Raw genomic sequence first — 17,821 nt, forward strand, 5'->3', positions numbered from 1 at the left:
ATATCTTATACAATCTCTTTTTATCCGGTATTAATAGTTCGTTTAATTAAAATGAAATTCGTGTGTGGCAGAGACAAAAAAATATATCTGAAGACATATCTCGCAATCAACAGCCCGACTCAATATCAGCACAACAGTCCGACGCCACGATTCCGTATCCGTTCGATGACGGGTATGCTCAATGCATCTTCAACAACGGCCATCCAATCAAAACAATAAATCTTCTGTATTAAAATAGTCACCGGATGAATGATATATTACCGGTAAAGCCTGTCGTTAAGGACGCCTGCCATGCACCATCATCCTGTGAGATCATCCCGAATCGCCTCCGTCGCTTATGACGATGCATCTGGCACCCTCGAAATCCGTTTTCGCGACCACTCCACGCTGCAGTACGAGAACGTGCCAGAACGTTTATTCCATAATTTTCTGCAGGTCGTCTCTAAAGGGCGTTTTTATGATGGCGTGATCAAAGGAAAATTTACCGTACGTCGCGGGAACTAACCCCAAAGTGTGACCCGGTCATAAGACAAGACGCCTCGTAATGGCATATACTTTAAGCGGTTACTTAAACAGGAGGTTTTATGGCCAGAATAATTCTTGTACCCATTGATATTTCAGATAAAGAATTAACTCAACGCGTTATTTGCCACGTTGAGGCAGAAGCGCGTATTGATGATGCTGAGGTGCATTTTCTGACCGTGATCCCATCCCTTCCCTATTACGCTTCGTTGGGGATGGCCTACACCACTGAACTGCCGCCGATGGATGAGTTCAAGGCGGAGTCGGAAACGCGACTGAAAGAGATCGTGACGCAGTTTGCCATTCCGGAAGATCGGGTGCATCTCCATGTTAAAGAGGGCTCGCCGAAGGATAATATTCTGGAGCTGGCGAAAACCCTGCCAGCGGATCTGGTTATCATCGCCTCACACCGTCCGGACATCACCACCTATCTGCTCGGCTCTAACGCCGCTGCCGTCGTACGACACGCCGACTGCTCGGTGCTGGTCGTACGTTAATGTATTAGCCCGCCTCCCCGGCGGGTTTTTTATCTGCATTACCGTCGGGCTAAACGCCGGAAATGTGCTGACATCCCCCCCGTGAATCCGTACCATACACGCCACAGACTTATACCCTTCATCCTTCACGTTGCCTGGGTGTTGGCTGCTCCCGTTCACCCCAGTCACTTACCTGAGTAAACTGCTGGGGATTTACGGCCTTGCCGCCTACACGCAACTCGAATTATTTAGGGCATATACTCATCAATGTCAGACATCATTAATTGCGCCCGCGCGCCATGCTGCAAGCATCGTGCGTGGGTCACACTATGAATTGAGCCACTATTAAATGCTGCAAAATCAAGATATTAGCAAAAAAGAAAAGTACAACATCGATAAACTGCAAAAGCGCCTGCGCCGTAACGTAGGTGAAGCGATTGCCGACTTCAACATGATTGAGGACGGCGACCGGATTATGGTGTGCCTTTCCGGCGGAAAAGACAGCTACACCATGCTGGAAATTTTGCGCAATCTGCAGAAAAGTGCGCCAATTTCATTCTCGCTGGTGGCGGTCAACCTCGACCAGAAACAGCCGGGCTTCCCTGAACATATTCTGCCGGAATATCTCGAGCAGCTGGGCGTCGAGTACAAGATTGTTGAAGAAAATACCTACGGGATTGTGAAAGAGAAAATCCCTGAAGGCAAAACCACCTGCTCGCTCTGCTCTCGCCTTCGCCGTGGGATCCTCTATCGTACCGCCAGCGAACTGGGCGCAACCAAGATTGCCCTCGGCCACCACCGCGACGACATTTTACAAACCCTGTTCCTCAACATGTTCTACGGCGGAAAAATGAAAGGCATGCCGCCGAAGCTGATGAGCGATGACGGGAAACACATCGTGATTCGCCCGCTGGCCTACTGCCGCGAAAAAGACATTGAGCGTTTCGCCCAGGCGAAAGGCTACCCGATTATCCCGTGCAATCTGTGCGGTTCGCAGCCGAACCTCCAGCGTCAGGTTATTGCCGATATGCTGCGCGACTGGGATAAACGCTACCCGGGTCGGATCGAGACCATGTTCAGCGCCATGCAAAACGTGGTCCCGTCTCATCTGAGCGACATTAATCTGTTCGACTTTAAAGGGATTAACCACCAGTCTGCGGTAGTAGACGGCGGCGATCTGGCCTTTGACCGTGAAGATATTCCGTTGCAGCCTGCGGGCTGGCAGCCGGAAGAAGACGCTGCGCCGCTGGAAGAACTGCGACTAGACGTGGTGGAAGTGAAGTAATAAACCGGCGTCTCGGCCTGGTGGCTGAGACGCGTTTTTTTTAACTCCGTGATACTTCAGGCTGCAGATGCGCTGGGTATACCACTTACTTCAGCAGACGGACCCGGCAATTTTTGCCTTTGATCTTGCCATTTAGCAGTTGTTTATAGGCTTTCTGCGCCACGCCCTGACGGATCGCCACGTACACATGCGCCGGATGAACGTTAATCTTGCCGATGTCGGCACCATCAAAGCCCATATCACCGGTTAACGCCCCCAGCACATCGCCAGCACGCATTTTGGCCTTCTTGCCGCCATCAATACACAGCGTCGCCATTTCTGCATGCAGCGGGGTGATATTGTCGCCTGCCGGCGCGGTCATCCAGTTGAGCTTCAGCTGCAGCATTTCGGACAGAATGTTCGCGCGCTGTGCCTCTTCCGGCGCACACAGGCTGATCGCCAGACCGCTCTCGCCCGCACGGGCGGTACGGCCAATACGGTGTACGTGAACTTCCGGATCCCACGCCAGTTCATAGTTAATAACCAGTTCCAGCGATTTAATATCAAGGCCGCGGGCGGCAACGTCAGTAGCCACCAGTACTCGCGAGCTACCGTTGGCAAAACGCACCAGCGTCTGATCGCGATCGCGCTGTTCAAGATCGCCATGTAACGACAACGCGCTCTGTCCGGCGGCGTTCAGTGAATCACACACGGACTGGCAATCTTTTTTGGTGTTGCAGAACACCACGCAGGACGCCGGTTGATGCTGACTGAGCAGCTTCTGCAGCAGCGGGATCTTGCCGCGTTGAGACGTTTCAAAGAACTGCTGTTCTACGGCAGGCAGCGCATCGACGGAGTCGATCTCAATGGCGAGGGGATCGCGTTGCACGCGACCGCTAATCGCCGCGATGGCCGGTGGCCAGGTGGCAGAAAACAGCAGCGTCTGGCGATCGGCGGGCGCAAAACGGATCACCTCATCGATGGCGTCGCTAAAACCCATATCCAGCATACGGTCGGCTTCGTCCATCACCAGCGTCTGCAGGGCATCCAGCGACACGGTGCCTTTTTGCAGGTGGTCCAGCAGGCGGCCAGGGGTCGCGACAATAATATGTGGCGCATGCTGGAGTGAATCACGTTGCGCACCGAAGGGTTGCCCGCCGCACAGCGTTAAAATCTTGGTATTTGGCAGAAAGCGCGCCAGACGACGCAGCTCGCCCGCGACCTGTTCCGCCAGTTCGCGGGTCGGGCACAGCACCAGAGATTGTGTCTGGAACAGAGTCGCTTCAATACGCTGAAGCAACCCCAGACCAAATGCCGCTGTTTTACCACTGCCGGTTTTTGCCTGCACGCGTACATCTTTGCCCGCCAGAATGGTGGGCAGGGCCGCGGCCTGAACAGGCGTCATCGCGAGATAACCCAGTTCCGTGAGATTCGCGAGCTGGGCGGCAGGTAAAGCATTCAATGTAGAAAAAGCGGTCACAATGTTTTCTCGATTTAACGGGCACATAAAGGGCAGGCGCGTATCCTCGCAGATCTGCGGCTCTGATGCGACAATTTAATCGGTTCATCATCCGGCGGCGGGTCTGGCAGTGGATGCGGGCGTGGGCGCGGATCGGGCTGCGGTGTCGGGTCGTTCGGTTCAGGTGAAATGGGTATGGATGTCAGGGGCTGGTATTGCATTTCGACTCTCCCGGTTGTGTGCGGGTGTACCCATTAAGCGTAGAAGCTGGCAACCAGAGAGCAAAAAAAAGCCGACTTAATCAAGTCGGCGTCGTACGAATCAATTGTGCTATGCAGTAATTCAAAAAAGGAAGTAAGACAATATGGAGCGCAACGCCCATCGCTTGACGTTGCATTCACCTGCGAGAGAGATATTGCCCCGAATGGGTAGATGGTTTATTGATTTCGCTCAAACATTACCGGATTTTCACGTTCTGGCAGGCGATGAAAAACGATTATTTACAGCCATTTACTACGATGCAACCACCACGTAACACCGCCGATGAGAACGACTAACATTATGCAGAATATAGAAAACCCCAAATGCCACGCGTTACCAGGGATCCCACCCAGGTTGACGCCAAACAGGCCAGTTAAAAAGGTGCTGGGTAGAAACACCATCGCCATCAATGACATGGTATAGGTACGACGCGACAGCGCTTCCTGCATAATCTGCGCGATTTCATCGCTCATGATAGCCGTACGCGAAATACAGCTGTCGATTTCGTCCAACCCTCTCCCCAGCCGGTCGGCAATATCCTGCATCCGCCGACGATGATCGTCATTCATCCACGGCAGGCGCTCGCTGGCAAGACGGGCGTACACATCGCGCTGCGGGGCCATATAGCGGCGCATCACGATCAGCTGTTTGCGCAGCAGTGCCAGGAAGCCGCGCGGCGGCACCTGCTGGTCCAGCAGGTTGTCTTCGAGATCGATAATCCGGTCATGCAGTTGCTCAATAAATTCACTGGCGTGGTCAGTTAACGCATCGCAGATCTCCACCAGCCAGCTGCCGCAATCCACCGGGCCGGTGCCCTCCCGCAGATCGCCAAGCACGTCATCCAGCGCCAGCACCCGCCGCTGGCGGGTCGAGACGATTAAGCGCTCGTCCATATACAGACGCATTGCCACCAGCTGATCGGGCCGCTCATCGGTACTGCCGTTGATGCAACGCAGCGTGATGAGGGTGCCGTCGCCTACCCGGGTCACCCGCGGGCGGGTACTCTCGCCGGCTAAGGCGTCCCGGACGCTGTTGGGCAACAACGGCGTGGATGTCAGCCATTGCGCGCTATCGGCGTGGGTATAGTTCAGATGCAACCAGCAAGGGTGATCCTTATCAATCTCGTCACTGTCAGTCAGCGGTTTAACGCCGCCCTGCCCGTCGAATTGCCATGCAAAAACGGCATCCGGTACGTTCAACTCCGCTCCCTTAATGGCGTCCACCCGACCTCCGTCAGTTATTACGTATTTTTGCTAGTCTAGCCTGGCACCTCGGTTAATCAAGCGCTAATGGCAGCAGGGTGCTGAATTTGCTGATGAAAAAGCAATGTGGGGAGGAAGGAGCGAAGGCAGATATAAAGAACCCGCCGGCGGCGGGTCGTGGGTGTGCTTAACGATAGTGTGTCCAACCCGCCGGATTAACCACCGCCAGAAAGAGTGCTGGCGGACAGGCAGGCTGGCAGGAGCCGTTCATTTTTTCTCTTCTGCGTACTGGCGCGCGTAGTCGTGCAAATGGGTACACATGTTTATTTCCTCCATTGTGATAAGCAGAATAAGCGTAGACCGTGCCGGCCGTTTTGCAACCCTGATTTACGCTAACGTTTGGCCCAGCACCGAAGCCCCCATCAAACCACCCTCGCTAGCGTACTGGCCTGCCACCACCAGCGGTTCCCCGGTATTCATCAGTACCTTGCGCCGCACCGCCTCGTCCAGTAACGTCAGCAGCTCCGGCTGTGCGGCCAGCCCGCCACCGGCCACAATGCGATGCGGTCCGAGAATATTAACCGTATGGGCCAGCGGCTCACTGACCAGTTCAGCCCACGCCGCTAAGGTGAATGCCTGCTGGGCGTTGCCGCGCACGCCGGCGGCAACAATTTTCCGGCTGTCGAGGGCCTGCCCGCTCAGCAGCAGATGCAGTCGCTCCAGGCCTCGTGCCCCGCCTAAGGTATCCAGACAGCCGCATTGACCGCAGCCGCACGGCAGGCGCGGGATGTTAACGTGTTGCTGCCCCACCTGCAGCGTGGTCTGGAGGATCGGGCCATGGCCCCACTCGGCGCTGATGCCCTGGCGACCATGATGAATGTTCCCCGCGATGGCAATCCCGCCGCCAATGCCGCTGCCGAGAATAATTCCCAGCACCACGGGAAGATCTTTCGCAGCCCCGAAGCTGGCTTCCGCCAGGGTAAAACAGTCAGCGTCGTTCGCCATCACCACCGGACGTCGCAGCGCTGCACCGAGCGTGCGGGTAATATTGACGCCCTGAAACGGCGGCACGTTACTGGCCAGAATGCGATCGGTAGCGATATCCACCACCCCGGCACAGGAGAGCGCTACCGGGCTGTCCGGTGCCAGCGCCTCGCCATATCCGGCGACAATCTGCACAATTGCGGCGCTAAAATCGTCCCAGCTACGCGTCGGAGTCGGTCGCTGGCGGATGTCGTCGATCCGCCCCGCCACCACAGAAACCGCGCTTTTGATGAACGAGCCACCAATATCCAGACACAACACACGGCGGCTCATAGGCGGGTATCCAGTAGGTCACGCAGCCCGTCACCGAGGACGTTAAAGCCCAGCACCGAGAAGACGATAGCCAGTCCTGGCCACAGGGAGATCCCAAGGCTAATGCCGAGGAAGTTTCGCCCGTCGCTCATCATCGTGCCCCATTCCGGCATCGGCGGCTGAACCCCCATGCCGAGGAACGAGAGCGAGGCCGCCGCCAGAATCACCGACCCGCCGGTCAGCGTCGCCTGCACCGTAATTGGGCCAAGGGTGTTGCGCAGAATATAATGGATAATTTGCCGGCGGTAGCCGATGCCTAACGCCCGCGCCGCTTCCATATACTCCATATTCTTAATGCCCAGCGTCAGGTTGCGGCTTAACCGGGCGTACACCGGCACCGAGAAAATGGCGATCGCCAACAGCATATTCATCAGCCCGGCCCCCAACACGCTCACCAGTAGAATCGCCAGCACAATCCCGGGAAAAGCGAAGATGACATCCATCACCCACATAATAAGGTGGTCGACGCTTTTTCCGCACAGTGCCGCCATAATACCCAACGGCAGCCCCATCAGCAGCGACAGTGCCACGCTGACCACCACCTCAATTAATGAAATACGGGCGCCATACAGGATGCGGGAGAAAATATCGCGCCCGTAGTCATCGGTACCCAGCCAGTGTTCCGCCGAGGGCGCTGACAGAATATTGAGCAGATCCTGAGCATAAGGGTCATAGTGGCTAATCCACGGCGCGAACAGGGCGCTCAGGATAATCACGCCGACGATGAGTCCACCGATGGTCACCGAGGGATGCGCCATCCCCCAGCGCAGACTGTGCATGACGCTGTTGCGCGATTTGGCGAGAGAGAGTTCAGACATATTAATCAAACCTTATTTTCGGGTTGATTCTGGCGATGATCATTTCGCCCACCAGATTCATCACCACCACGCTGGCGACCGTGATCATCGTCACCCCCTGAATCACCGGATAATCACGATAACGCACGGAATCCACCAGATAGCGCCCGATGCCCGGCCAGTTAAACACCGACTCCGTCACCACCGCCCCACCAATCAGGCTACCGAAGTTCAGCGCGATGATGGTCACAATCGGAATCAGAGCATTACGTAAGGCGTGTTTGAAATAGATATAAAACGGGGCCAACCCCTTGGCTCTGGCAGTGCGGATATAATCTTCTCCGAGGACATCGACCATGCTGGATCGCGTCATGCGCGACATCACCGCCATAGGGAAAATCCCCAGGCAGATTGACGGCAGGATGTAGCTTTTCCAGCCATCGGCTCCCAGTAACGGCAGCCAGCCCAGCTTGACCGAAAAGGTGTCCATGGCGATCAGCGCAAGCCAGAAGTTGGCGATCGACGCGCCGGCAATGGCCACCAGCATCAGAACATGGTCGGCAACATGGTTACGATAAATGGCCGCACACATGCCCATGGGGATCCCCAACACCACCGCCATGACCCAGGCCAGCAGCGCCAGCCCTAAGGTGTACGGCGCTCGCTCGCCCAGCTCGGCGGAGACCGGCTGGCCGGATTTCAGCGAGGTGCCAAAATCCCCCTGCAGCATCCCGGTGACAAAACGCCCGTACTGCACCACCAGCGGGTCATCCAGCCCGAGGCGGGCGTGCATCCGGCTCACATCATCCTGCGTTGCCTGAGGCCCTGCCATCAGACGCGCGGGATCGCCCGGAAGCATCCTGATCGCCAGAAAGACGATCAGGGAGGCGCCCAGCAGGATAAGCGGCAAAGAAAGCAGTTTTTTGATGACGTAAGCTTTCATAACGACTCCAGAAAAGACCCTGCTTTACGGTTTTTGCGCATCCACCACGATGATTTCACCGCCCGGCTCCATGCGTACGCCTTTAATATCAGCGCGGGTGGCATAGAGGTCATCCTGGAAATAGAGCATGACGTGAGGGGCATCCTGCATAATGATTTTTTGCGCCTGCACGTAGTCGGCAATACGCGTCTTGTCGTCCATCGTGGTGGCCGCTTTGTCCAGCAGTTGATCCAGTTGCGGGTTGTTATAGAAACCGAGATTCGCCCCAACCGGTGCCGCGCTCTGGGAGTAGTACAGCGGACGCAGCTGCAGGTCTGAGCCGTTCAGGCCGGAGGACCATGACGCGAGTATTGCATCGGTCTTGCTGGCCTCTTTTTCTGCTACCGGTGCAAAGGCCGCTTTACTCCACACCCCGCTCTCCATCTGCTGGATATTGAGTTTAATACCGGCTTTGCCCCACATGGCCTGCAAAATCTGAGCGGTACGGGCATCCGGCCCCTGCACGGCAATGTTCATAGTAAAGCCTTCAGGATAACCGGCCTCCTTCAGCAACGCCCGGGCCTTATCAAGGTTATAGGGGTATTCATTCAACGACTTATCATAGCCTTCGTTGACCGGCGCGAGGGGCGAGTTGGCCGCCGAGGCATAGCCGAACATCACCGCTTTCAGCAGCGCTTCTTTATCGGTCGCCAGGTTAAGCGCCTGGCGCACCCGGACATCGCTTAACGGTTTGCGATCGACGTTTAACGCCACCCAGAACACCGAGGCCCCTGCGCCCTGCTCCAGCGTCACCTGCGCATTGCTCTTCAGCTGGCGACCAAACTGCGGAGGGACCGGGTTAATCACATCTACCTGACCGGAGAGCAGCGCCATGTTCATCACCGAGGGCTCAGAACTCCACGTCCATTTAATCTGGTCGGGGCCCTTATTCTCTCCCCAGTAGTGCGGGTTCTTCTGCTCTAACACATACTCCCCGGTTTTATACTCCTGCAGCATATACGGACCGGTGCCGTCGGCTTTGCGACCAATGGTGCCGGCTTTATCTGCCGCCGGGCTGACCATTTTCGCCGCCCCGCCGGTGAGCAGGTTCAGGAACGAGGGGTAGACTTTGTTCAGGGTGATCGCCACGCTGCCGTCGTCGATTTTCTTCACCGAGGCAATCACGTTGCGCATCCGCGAGCTGGCCGCCAGGCTGCCTTTGGGATCGATATGGCGCTGGATGTTTGCCACCACCGCATCGGCGTTAAACGGCGTGCCGTCATGGAAGGTGACATGTTGACGCAGGGTGAAGGTCCAGACTTTGCCGTCATCGCTTACCTGCCAGGCCGTTGCCAGCGCGGGGGCGATTTTGTTATCTGGCGTCAGGCCGACCAGCCCTTCATACATCGGTCGCAGGACCGTATCGGTAAAGGTCGCGGTCTGATCGCCGGGATCCATACTGCGCGGCGGTTCGTTCTGCATTACGTTGAGCGTTGCGGCCTGCAATGACATCGTTCCGCTTGCTGCCACCATGCCTGCCAGCACGGCAAGTCGATATTTATTCAAAAGAAAGCGCTTCATCTGCTAACCCCTGCCTGTATGTTATGTCGCCAGTTGTGGCTGTTATGTTGCTATTAAGTTTTGTTTTTACCCAAAATAAATTTCCGTAAATGTGATATTAGCCATGGTTAGCGCTTAATTAGGTAATAAATTTAACTTATATGTGAGCATTTAGTTATTTTTTGAAAGAAACTGATTGCCAAACCACCAGCCCGCAATTATGTTCAGAAAAAAAGCATCTGGCTGAGTAACTATGCTGAACAAACTCCAACAACAGCTCGTCCAGCTGGTCTGTAGCGAAGAAGGGGCCAGCCGCGCTGACCTCGCACGCTTAACCGGGATGAGCAAAGCGGCTATCGGCGCGCTGGTCAAAGAACTGCTGAGCGATGGCATCCTGCAGGAGAGCGATATTGCCGCCTCCGTGGGCCAGGGGCGCCCGTCCGTCACGCTCTCCCTGGCACCGGATGCCGCATATGCCATCGGTATTTCCCTGATCGACCATCAGCTGGTTCTGGTACTGATGAACGCCATTGGCGTCAAAGTGTGTCAGCGCCAGCGCAGCCCGGCGACCGAGATCCCGGAGCTGATTGCACAGCTGGCGCAGGATGTTGCCCTGCTGCTGGAGGAGTCAGCTATCGATCGCCAGCGTCTGGTGGGGATCGGGTTTGCTCTCTCGGCCTTTATCGATGCCGGCCAGTCCGTCTGCGTGCAGTCCGCACTGCTGGGCTGGCATCAGGTGCCGTTAGCGCATCTGCTGAGTGAGGCCACCGGCGGGATCCCGGTTATCGTAGAAAACGATACCCGGGCGCTGGCAACCTACGAAAAAACCTTCGGGTACCTGCGCAAACAGGAGAGCGCGGTGGTTATCTCCCACGGCAGCGGTATTGGTAGCGCGGCGGTGATCTACGGACGCATCTGGCGCGGCGCCCACGGTGGTGCCGGGGAAATAGCCCACTGCACCATCGTCCCGGCCGGCAAACCTTGTCGCTGCGGCAAACGCGGCTGCCTCGATACCATTGCCTCACTGACCGCGATTTTTGAACAGGCGCGCATGGAAGGCATTGAGGCTGGGAGCCTGAATGAACTGGAAGCGCTGGCCCGTAAAGGCCATTCCGGCGCGATCCAGATCCTGCACCAGGCCGGCGATGCGCTGGGAATGGCCATCTCCCACCAAATACAGAACAACGATCCGGCGGCGATTATGCTGGCGCATCAACCTGAGAGTTTTCAGGGGCTGTTGAACACCGTGATGCAGCAGGCGATCGAAACCTATCTGCTCCCCGGTATGGCAGGCAAAACGCCGCTTATTTATCGCCCCCTTGCCGAAGACAGCTGGGCGCTCGCTGCCGCAAGCGTGGCGCTTACTCACGTTTTATTTCCCGGATATTAACGAGGTCTCTATGCGAATTGCCGTTGGCGGAATACACATTGAATGCAGCACTTTCAATCCCGTATTGACTCACGAAGCCGAGTTTCGAACGGTAAAAGGTGACGCCCTGCTGGCAGCGCCCTACTTTCAGTTTCTCGGCGACTATCCGGCAACGTTTCTGCCAACGCTGCATACCCGCGCGATTCCGGGCGGCCCGGTGGCCCGGGAGACCTACGAAAATTTTAAAGCCGAGTTCCTGACCCGCCTGCAGGCCTCGCTGCCCATCGACGGCCTGTATCTGGCAATGCACGGCGCAATGTATGTTGAAGGACTGGAAGATGCCGAAGGTGACTGGATCACCGCCGCCAGAGCCTGCGTTGGCGAGGAGTGCCCGATCGCCGTGAGCTACGACCTGCACGGTAACGTTACGCAACGTATTATTGACGCGATCGACATGTATTCGACCTACCGCACCGCGCCGCATATTGATGTCGAAGAGACCATGCGCCGCGCGGTCACCATGCTGGTAAACAGCCTGCAAAGTGGCGTTCGCCCCGGCGTGGTCTGGGCGCCAGTGCCGGTGATCCTGCCCGGCGAGCGCACCAGCACCGAAGATGAACCGGCTAAAAGCCTCTACGCCACTCTGGCGGAAAGCGACCAGATCCCAGGGGTGCTCGACAGTTCGTTAATGGTGGGCTACGTCTGGGCCGATGAGCCACGCGCCACTGCGGCGGCAATCTTCACCGGTACCGACGTTGCAGTCCTGAAACAGCAGGCGGCGAAACTGGCGCAGGCTTACTGGGACGCCCGTGAAGCGTTCGTCTTCGGCTGCCGTACCGGCAGCGTCGCCCAGTGTGTCGAAGAGGCGATCGCCAGCCCCACCTCCCCGGTCATCCTAGCGGATTCTGGCGATAACCCGACCGGCGGCGGCGTGGGCGATCGTGGCGATGTGCTTGCTGAACTGCTGCGACAACGGGCAACCGAGACCCTCGTTGCCGGGATTACCGATGCGCCGGCAACCCAGGCCGCCTTTGCCGCTGGCGTCGGCGCGGAGTTAACGCTGAGCGTCGGTGGGCAGCTTGACCCGGCGGGCGAAAGCGTAAACGGCCGCTTCACCGTGAAAAACCTGCTGCCCGCCGGGCCACACAGCAGCGCCAGTCAGGCGGTATTGCAGATAGAGGGCATCACCGTGGTGGTCGCCGATCGCCGCCGTCCCTACCACGACATCGCCGATTTTCATCAGCTCGGGTTAGATCCCCAGGCGTTCAGGATTGTGGTGGTCAAATCCGGCTATCTCTCCCCGGAGCTGGCGCCGATCGCCAACCCAAATCTGATGGCGCTCTCGGAAGGCGTGGTCGATCAGGATATCGAACGCGTCCCACGTCAACGTATGCTGACCCGCACCTGGCCATTCGACCGCGACCTCGACTTCACGGCGCAGGTTTTTGTTTCCGCCAGAGCCCCTTTTTCCCAGGAGTCCTGATTAATGATCACCCCAACCCCTTCTCCGGTGCTAAGCGTTGATAATTTATCGGTCTCCTTTCGCCACGGCGAAAGCTGGCAAAAAGTGGTACGAAATATCAGTTTTAGCCTCTATCCGGGCGAGACCTTAGCCATTGTCGGCGAATCGGGTTCGGGGAAAAGCGTCACCGCCATGGCGGTGATGCGTCTGCTGTCGTCGCGCCAGAGCCGAACCGAAGGCAGCGTCGAACTCTGCGGGCGCTCATTATTGTCACTGCCGGAAGAGGCCATGCGCCGTATTCGTGGTTCGGAAGTGGCGATGATCTTCCAGGAGCCGATGACCAGCCTGAACCCGGCCTTTACCATCGGCCAGCAGATTGCAGAAGTCTTTATTCACCATCAGGGGTTATCGAAACGTCAGGCCCGACAGGAGACCATCGCCCTGCTGGAGAAAGTGCGTATCCCCCATGCCGCGCAGCGCTTCGATGAATATCCCCATCAGTTTTCCGGCGGCATGCGTCAGCGCGCCATGATCGCTATGGCGCTGGCGCTCAAACCCAAGCTGCTGATCGCCGATGAACCAACCACCGCGCTGGACGTCACGATCCAGGGGCAGATACTCGATCTGATTAAAACCCTGCAAGCGGAGAACAATACTGCGGTCTTGTTTATCACCCACGATATGGGGGTGGTGGCGGAAACCGCAGACCATACGCTGGTGATGTATCGCGGCGATGCCATCGAGTGCGCCCGGACGACCGCCCTGTTTGCCTCACCTCAGCAGCCCTACACCCGTGCGCTGCTGGCGTCAGTGCCCGCGGCGGGAGAGATGGACGCCATGAGCACGCCGTGCAAGTTCCCGTCGGTCAACCTGCACAGCGGCGAGACGCTGCGCTATCCACCGGAGCCGCCGCTGGCCGATGCCACCACGCCGCCAGTGCTGTCGGTCAAAAATCTGGTGACCCGTTTTCCGGTCAAAAAAGGCTTCTTTAACCAGCTCACCGGCCATATTCATGCCGTTGAAAACGTCAGTTTTGATTTGTGGCCCGGGGAGACGCTCTCGCTGGTGGGCGAGTCCGGCTGCGGCAAATCCACCACCGGACGCAGCCTGATCCGCATGATTCAGGCGCAATCCGGTGAGGTCATGCTCGATGGCTATAACGTTCTGCAGGCCGGCCGGGCGCAGCAAAAAAGGCTGCGGCAGGATATTCAGATGATCTTTCAGGATCCTTTCGCCAGCCTGAACCCGCGCCTGAAGGTGCAGGAAGCACTGATTGAACCACTGCTGGAAAACGGCCTCGCCACCCGCCGCCAGGCGCTGACCCGCTCGCAGGAACTGATCGAGAAAGTTGGGCTTAGCGTACAGGTGCTCAACCGCTACCCGCACGAGTTTTCCGGTGGCCAACGCCAGCGCATCTGCATTGCCCGCGCGCTGGCGATGAACCCTAAAGTGATTATTGCCGATGAGTCGGTATCGGCGCTTGACGTGTCGGTGAAGGCCCAGGTGGTGAATCTCATCATCGAACTCCAGCGGACCCTGCAGATCGCCTTTCTGTTTATCTCTCATGACATGGCGGTCATTGAGCGCATCAGCCACCGGGTGGCGGTGATGTACCTCGGGGAGATTGTTGAAATCGGTCCACGCCAGGCGATTTTCGCCAATCCGCAGCACCCGTATACGCAAAAATTAATTGCGGCGATCCCCAAAACCGATCCCTCTCGCCGCCATTTGTTGCGTGAAGCCAGCAATGACGAACTGCCTTCGCCGTTTCGCGATAAAGCGTATCAGCCGCCTCAGCGCCGCTACGAACAGGTGGGCGATCGTCACTGGGTGATGCGCTAGCCACGCCTGACGCTCGGGCTCTGAAGCGGGATGTCACCATCCCGCTTTATATTTCCCCCTCCACCAGCCATAACGATCAGCGCCCGTTCCCCGCTTCTGCTCGCTTTATCCTACGCTTTCACACCGTTACCCCTGCGTATTGCAAGGTTCCCTTTGCTGCTAATTGCTGTATTATGCTGTTTATTGCAATATTTTGCTGGATTTCAACATCATGCATAAAACCGCCAGACAAAAATATCTCCTTGATATTATTAGTGAAAATGGACAGGTTAGCATCAGCGAGCTGGTGGAGAAGCTGCAGGTTTCCGCGGACACTATCCGTCGCGACCTTGGTGACCTCGAAAAACAGGGGCTGGCGCAGAAGAACCACGGCGGCGCGATTGCCCTCGACCTGTCCGCGATGAACCGTCAGGGCAGAAACGCCCTGCTGTCGGAAACCAAACAACGTTTAGGCCGCCTGGTCGCCGCCAAAATCCCGGCGGGCTCGACGCTCTTTTTAGACGCCGGCAGTACGATTCTGGCCGTCGCCAGCCAGATTACGGTGCCGGTGACGGTGATCACCACCTCTTTAGATATTGCTTCACATTTCAGTGCGCGCCCTGATATCCAGCTGATCCTGCTGGGGGGAAGTTGGGACTGCCAGCAACGACTGTTTGCCGGTAGCGCCACTCTGGCGCTGTTAGGCCGCTATCGCGCCGATATCGCTATCCTGGGAGCCTGTGCCATCCATGCGCAGCTGGGCTTAAGCGCCAGCCAGGAAGCCGATGCGGAAATTAAACGCGCGATGCTCGCCGCCAGCACCGAACACTGGCTGGTGGCCGATCATATGAAGCTAAACCACTGTGAACCACATCTGGTGGCCGGGTTAGCCGACATCGATCAACTCTTTTTGGACAGACCCTGGGAAGAACTGGGGGACAACAACGCACTGCAGGTCAATATTGTTGGCGCTCAACAACGTGGAGAAGGTAATGAATAAAGTCATCGCTCGTGGGAGTAAAGAGATCAATATTGCGTTGATCGGATATGGCTTCGTCGGCAAAACGTTTCATGCCCCGCTCATCCAGTCGGTCGACGGGCTGAAGCTGTTAGTGGTCGCCTCCGGTAATGAACAGAAGGTTAAGCAGGATCTGCCGGATGTGACGGTCATCGCTTCACCGGAGCAGGCTATTCAGCACCCGGATGTTGATGTGGTGGTGATCGCCTCGCCGAACGCTACCCATGCGCCGTTAGCCAAACTGGCGCTGAATGCCGGCAAACATGTGGTCGTGGATAAGCCTTTTACCCTGGATATGCTGGAGGCCCGCGAACTGATCGCCCTGGCGCAGGAAAAGCAGCTGCTGCTGTCGGTGTTCCATAACCGCCGCTGGGACAGTGATTTCCTCGGTATTAAACAGGTTATCGAGCAGGGGGTGATCGGCAAGGTGAAGCACTTTGAATCGCATTTTGACCGCTTCCGCCCGGAAGTTCGCGTGCGCTGGAGAGAGCAAAACGTCCCGGGTAGCGGCTTATGGTTTGATCTCGGGCCGCATATGATCGACCAGGCGCTGCAGCTTTTCGGCCTGCCGCTGTCGGTACAGGGCAATATCGCCACCCTGCGTGAAGGCGCGGAGATCAACGACTGGGCGCATGTGGTCCTGAATTACCCGCAGCACAAAGTTATTCTGCATTGCAGCATGCTGGTGGCCGGCGGCGTTTCACGCTTTACCGTGCACGGCGATAAAGGCAGCGTCGTCAAACAAAGAGCCGATCAGCAGGAAGCGCAGCTGCTGGCAGGGGTGATCCCAGGTAGCGAAAGCTGGGGCCACGATGACGACAAGATGGTGACGTTTGACGCTGCCGGACAGACTCAGCAACACGAGACGCCGCGCGGCGATCAGCGTCAGTACTATATTAACGTGCGCGATGCCCTAACCGGGGCGATTGACAACCCGGTATCGCCGCTGCAGGCTCTCGCGGTGATGGCAGTATTAGAAGCGGCGGTACAGTCAGCGGAATCTGGCACGGTGCAAACCATCGCCCTGACCGCCGACGAGCGGGCTGCGCTGTAATCTTCCTTGTCTGATTTCATGGCCTGCCGCACTTCGCAGGCCATTTGTTATTCTCTTTTCCCCCTCTTTAGCCCTCTGTTAGCCGCCAGCCTGTTGAACGTAAATTGAACGTTCGTACTCATCCGCGCGTGAGTAATAAATTATTATTGCACCAGAGACATCTCTGGATATTTCCGCTATTTGGGAGGAGGATGGACTGGCAAACCTGCACGGTATAGGTTATTGCTATTACGACGGCTGTTTTTCCAAGAGACTGAACTGGAGATGTTTATGTACTACACGTTAGGAGATACCACCCTCCACTTTTATCGTTATCAATGTCGCTTCTACGTCGCCCACTGGGATGGTGGTAACGTGATGACCGATAAATTCAAACAGTTCATTGAAATGATTGCCGACAAGACCGGTCTCGAGGCTAAGGGCATCGAGGTAGTTGCCCGGGACTACTTCAACAACGTGGATTAACACCCGGCAACGCCATCCTGCTTTTTCGCACCGTCTGGTGCTTTACCCAGACAATGATCGCAGCCCCTCGGTATCATCAGCGCGAGCGACGCGCGTATCGTGCTACCCAATTCGTCTTACAGAGGGGCTTATAGCATCGGCCAACCACCCGTTTTAGCCCCAAATGCAGGCGTTTGGTGACACGACAATTTCTAGTTATTTTTTAGGCACATACGTAACCAGCCTGAATGCTTATCGTACAGCACTGACGCTGCTTAAAGCCGAGTTAGACCGGAATTTTTAAGTGAAAAATCCATCTATCGTATCCATAACATGCTATACCACTTATCTGTTATTGGTATTTATCTCTAAAAAAACCTCCAATGCAGCATAAAAGCATATTTTTATAAACAACCCAAAATATTTAATTAGGATTTTTCTTAACCCTGGAGTAGATTGCATTTGATAAAAGCAAGAATATCCATGAACATCTCGGGGAATAAAACAATGGCGAACTTACTGTTCTTAGTTCTGGCAATAATACTGCTTCTTGTGGCTGTTTTTTCTCTCGTTTCTTATATCAGAGACAGGAAAAAACAGCAGTTCACGTTCAAGAAGCGTCGTTAACCACAGCGCTGACATACCAGGAAAAACTTTTCTCATTAATCACACGTTAAAGCATAAGAAAGACTAATACATAATATAACAACCATAGTAACTATTTAATAACATAATAGTGCTGCCACGTTATGAACCTTCGAGACGTTATGATGCGTCAAGTACGGTCTATTGCGTCAGCCCAAATTATTTTGCTTTCAATTATCAGGTGGCTAA

At 56.1% G+C, this 17,821-nt stretch carries 17 protein-coding genes; 10 read left to right on the top strand and 7 right to left on the bottom strand.

The annotated features are described in order from the left end of the window. The first annotated feature begins 291 nt into the window (after positions 1 to 291). From ACMYSP_RS01460 to ttcA, 3 genes are all read left to right on the top strand, one after another. Positions 292 to 504 (top strand): KTSC domain-containing protein, encoded by a 213-nt coding sequence (locus tag ACMYSP_RS01460; protein ID WP_434585144.1) that lies wholly within the window; start codon positions 292 to 294, stop codon positions 502 to 504. An 80-nt stretch (positions 505 to 584) separates the two neighbouring features. Then, positions 585 to 1,019 (top strand): universal stress protein UspF, encoded by a 435-nt coding sequence (uspF, locus tag ACMYSP_RS01465; RefSeq protein WP_434585146.1) that lies wholly within the window; start codon positions 585 to 587, stop codon positions 1,017 to 1,019. A gap of 328 nt (positions 1,020 to 1,347) precedes the next feature. Next, entirely contained in the window at positions 1,348 to 2,283 is a 936-nt protein-coding gene (gene ttcA, locus ACMYSP_RS01470) for a tRNA 2-thiocytidine(32) synthetase TtcA (protein WP_123754087.1), read from the top strand. A gap of 85 nt (positions 2,284 to 2,368) precedes the next feature. Here the strand turns inward: ttcA and dbpA are convergent, their stop codons facing one another. From dbpA to ACMYSP_RS01505, 7 genes are all read right to left on the bottom strand, one after another. Continuing rightward, entirely contained in the window at positions 2,369 to 3,742 is a 1,374-nt protein-coding gene (gene dbpA / locus ACMYSP_RS01475) for an ATP-dependent RNA helicase DbpA (RefSeq protein WP_434585148.1), read from the bottom strand. 14 nt (positions 3,743 to 3,756) lie between these two features. After that, entirely contained in the window at positions 3,757 to 3,942 is a 186-nt protein-coding gene (ynaL, locus tag ACMYSP_RS01480; RefSeq protein WP_434585150.1) for a proline-rich small protein YnaL, read from the bottom strand. A 279-nt stretch (positions 3,943 to 4,221) separates the two neighbouring features. Continuing rightward, positions 4,222 to 5,205 (bottom strand): zinc transporter ZntB, encoded by a 984-nt coding sequence (gene zntB / locus ACMYSP_RS01485; protein WP_434585152.1) that lies wholly within the window; start codon positions 5,203 to 5,205, stop codon positions 4,222 to 4,224. A gap of 366 nt (positions 5,206 to 5,571) precedes the next feature. Beyond that, on the bottom strand, positions 5,572 to 6,501 hold the full coding sequence (locus tag ACMYSP_RS01490) for an ROK family protein (protein WP_434585154.1): 930 nt from the start codon (positions 6,499 to 6,501) through the stop codon (positions 5,572 to 5,574). After that, positions 6,498 to 7,358, bottom strand: a complete 861-nt coding sequence (locus tag ACMYSP_RS01495; RefSeq protein WP_434585156.1) for an ABC transporter permease — start codon at positions 7,356 to 7,358, stop codon at positions 6,498 to 6,500. The genes ACMYSP_RS01490 and ACMYSP_RS01495 overlap by 4 nt, the downstream gene beginning before the upstream one ends. Position 7,359: 1 nt before the next feature. Next, positions 7,360 to 8,280, bottom strand: a complete 921-nt coding sequence (locus ACMYSP_RS01500; protein ID WP_434585158.1) for an ABC transporter permease — start codon at positions 8,278 to 8,280, stop codon at positions 7,360 to 7,362. Between the two features lie 24 nt (positions 8,281 to 8,304). Then, positions 8,305 to 9,840 carry an ABC transporter substrate-binding protein gene (locus ACMYSP_RS01505; RefSeq protein WP_434585160.1) on the bottom strand — a complete coding sequence of 512 codons (1,536 nt, stop codon included), beginning with the start codon at positions 9,838 to 9,840 and terminating at the stop codon, positions 8,305 to 8,307. Positions 9,841 to 10,072: 232 nt separating this feature from the next. Here ACMYSP_RS01505 and ACMYSP_RS01510 point away from each other — a divergent pair, with 232 nt between their 5' ends. The 7 genes from ACMYSP_RS01510 to ACMYSP_RS01540 all read left to right on the top strand — a co-directional run bounded on the left by ACMYSP_RS01510 (position 10,073) and on the right by ACMYSP_RS01540 (position 17,614). Then, complete coding sequence (locus ACMYSP_RS01510; RefSeq protein WP_434585161.1) at positions 10,073 to 11,209, top strand: ROK family protein; 1,137 nt, start codon at positions 10,073 to 10,075, stop codon at positions 11,207 to 11,209. Between the two features lie 10 nt (positions 11,210 to 11,219). Beyond that, positions 11,220 to 12,671: a M81 family metallopeptidase gene (locus ACMYSP_RS01515; protein WP_434585163.1), complete on the top strand. Its 1,452-nt coding sequence runs from the start codon at positions 11,220 to 11,222 to the stop codon at positions 12,669 to 12,671. 3 nt (positions 12,672 to 12,674) lie between these two features. Beyond that, on the top strand, positions 12,675 to 14,492 hold the full coding sequence (locus ACMYSP_RS01520) for an ABC transporter ATP-binding protein (protein ID WP_434585165.1): 1,818 nt from the start codon (positions 12,675 to 12,677) through the stop codon (positions 14,490 to 14,492). A gap of 211 nt (positions 14,493 to 14,703) precedes the next feature. Further along, a complete protein-coding gene (locus ACMYSP_RS01525; RefSeq protein WP_434585167.1) occupies positions 14,704 to 15,471 on the top strand; it encodes a DeoR/GlpR family DNA-binding transcription regulator in 768 nt (255 codons plus the stop codon). Beyond that, positions 15,464 to 16,543: an oxidoreductase gene (locus tag ACMYSP_RS01530; RefSeq protein ID WP_434585169.1), complete on the top strand. Its 1,080-nt coding sequence runs from the start codon at positions 15,464 to 15,466 to the stop codon at positions 16,541 to 16,543. The genes ACMYSP_RS01525 and ACMYSP_RS01530 overlap by 8 nt, the downstream gene beginning before the upstream one ends. A gap of 270 nt (positions 16,544 to 16,813) precedes the next feature. After that, positions 16,814 to 17,008: a hypothetical protein gene (locus ACMYSP_RS01535; RefSeq protein ID WP_174508873.1), complete on the top strand. Its 195-nt coding sequence runs from the start codon at positions 16,814 to 16,816 to the stop codon at positions 17,006 to 17,008. A gap of 486 nt (positions 17,009 to 17,494) precedes the next feature. Beyond that, entirely contained in the window at positions 17,495 to 17,614 is a 120-nt protein-coding gene (locus tag ACMYSP_RS01540; protein ID WP_174508874.1) for a small membrane protein, read from the top strand. Positions 17,615 to 17,821: the final 207 nt, after the last annotated feature.

The organism is Klebsiella sp. R390 (genome assembly GCF_051131745.1).
Taxonomy (GTDB): Bacteria; Pseudomonadota; Gammaproteobacteria; order Enterobacterales; family Enterobacteriaceae; genus Klebsiella.

Excerpts from the sequence above, each read along its gene's own strand:
- ACMYSP_RS01460 (WP_434585144.1), top strand. The coding sequence starts at position 292 with ATGCACCATCATCCTGTGAGATCATCCCGAATCGCCTCCGTCGCTTAT.
- uspF (WP_434585146.1), top strand. The coding sequence starts at position 585 with ATGGCCAGAATAATTCTTGTACCCATTGATATTTCAGATAAAGAATTA.
- ttcA (WP_123754087.1), top strand. The coding sequence starts at position 1,348 with ATGCTGCAAAATCAAGATATTAGCAAAAAAGAAAAGTACAACATCGAT.
- ynaL (WP_434585150.1), bottom strand. The coding sequence starts at position 3,942 with ATGCAATACCAGCCCCTGACATCCATACCCATTTCACCTGAACCGAAC.
- ACMYSP_RS01490 (WP_434585154.1), bottom strand. The coding sequence starts at position 6,501 with ATGAGCCGCCGTGTGTTGTGTCTGGATATTGGTGGCTCGTTCATCAAA.
- ACMYSP_RS01495 (WP_434585156.1), bottom strand. The coding sequence starts at position 7,358 with ATGTCTGAACTCTCTCTCGCCAAATCGCGCAACAGCGTCATGCACAGT.
- ACMYSP_RS01500 (WP_434585158.1), bottom strand. The coding sequence starts at position 8,280 with ATGAAAGCTTACGTCATCAAAAAACTGCTTTCTTTGCCGCTTATCCTG.
- ACMYSP_RS01505 (WP_434585160.1), bottom strand. The coding sequence starts at position 9,840 with ATGAAGCGCTTTCTTTTGAATAAATATCGACTTGCCGTGCTGGCAGGC.
- ACMYSP_RS01510 (WP_434585161.1), top strand. The coding sequence starts at position 10,073 with ATGCTGAACAAACTCCAACAACAGCTCGTCCAGCTGGTCTGTAGCGAA.
- ACMYSP_RS01515 (WP_434585163.1), top strand. The coding sequence starts at position 11,220 with ATGCGAATTGCCGTTGGCGGAATACACATTGAATGCAGCACTTTCAAT.
- ACMYSP_RS01520 (WP_434585165.1), top strand. The coding sequence starts at position 12,675 with ATGATCACCCCAACCCCTTCTCCGGTGCTAAGCGTTGATAATTTATCG.
- ACMYSP_RS01525 (WP_434585167.1), top strand. The coding sequence starts at position 14,704 with ATGCATAAAACCGCCAGACAAAAATATCTCCTTGATATTATTAGTGAA.
- ACMYSP_RS01530 (WP_434585169.1), top strand. The coding sequence starts at position 15,464 with ATGAATAAAGTCATCGCTCGTGGGAGTAAAGAGATCAATATTGCGTTG.
- ACMYSP_RS01535 (WP_174508873.1), top strand. The coding sequence starts at position 16,814 with ATGTACTACACGTTAGGAGATACCACCCTCCACTTTTATCGTTATCAA.
- ACMYSP_RS01540 (WP_174508874.1), top strand. The coding sequence starts at position 17,495 with ATGGCGAACTTACTGTTCTTAGTTCTGGCAATAATACTGCTTCTTGTG.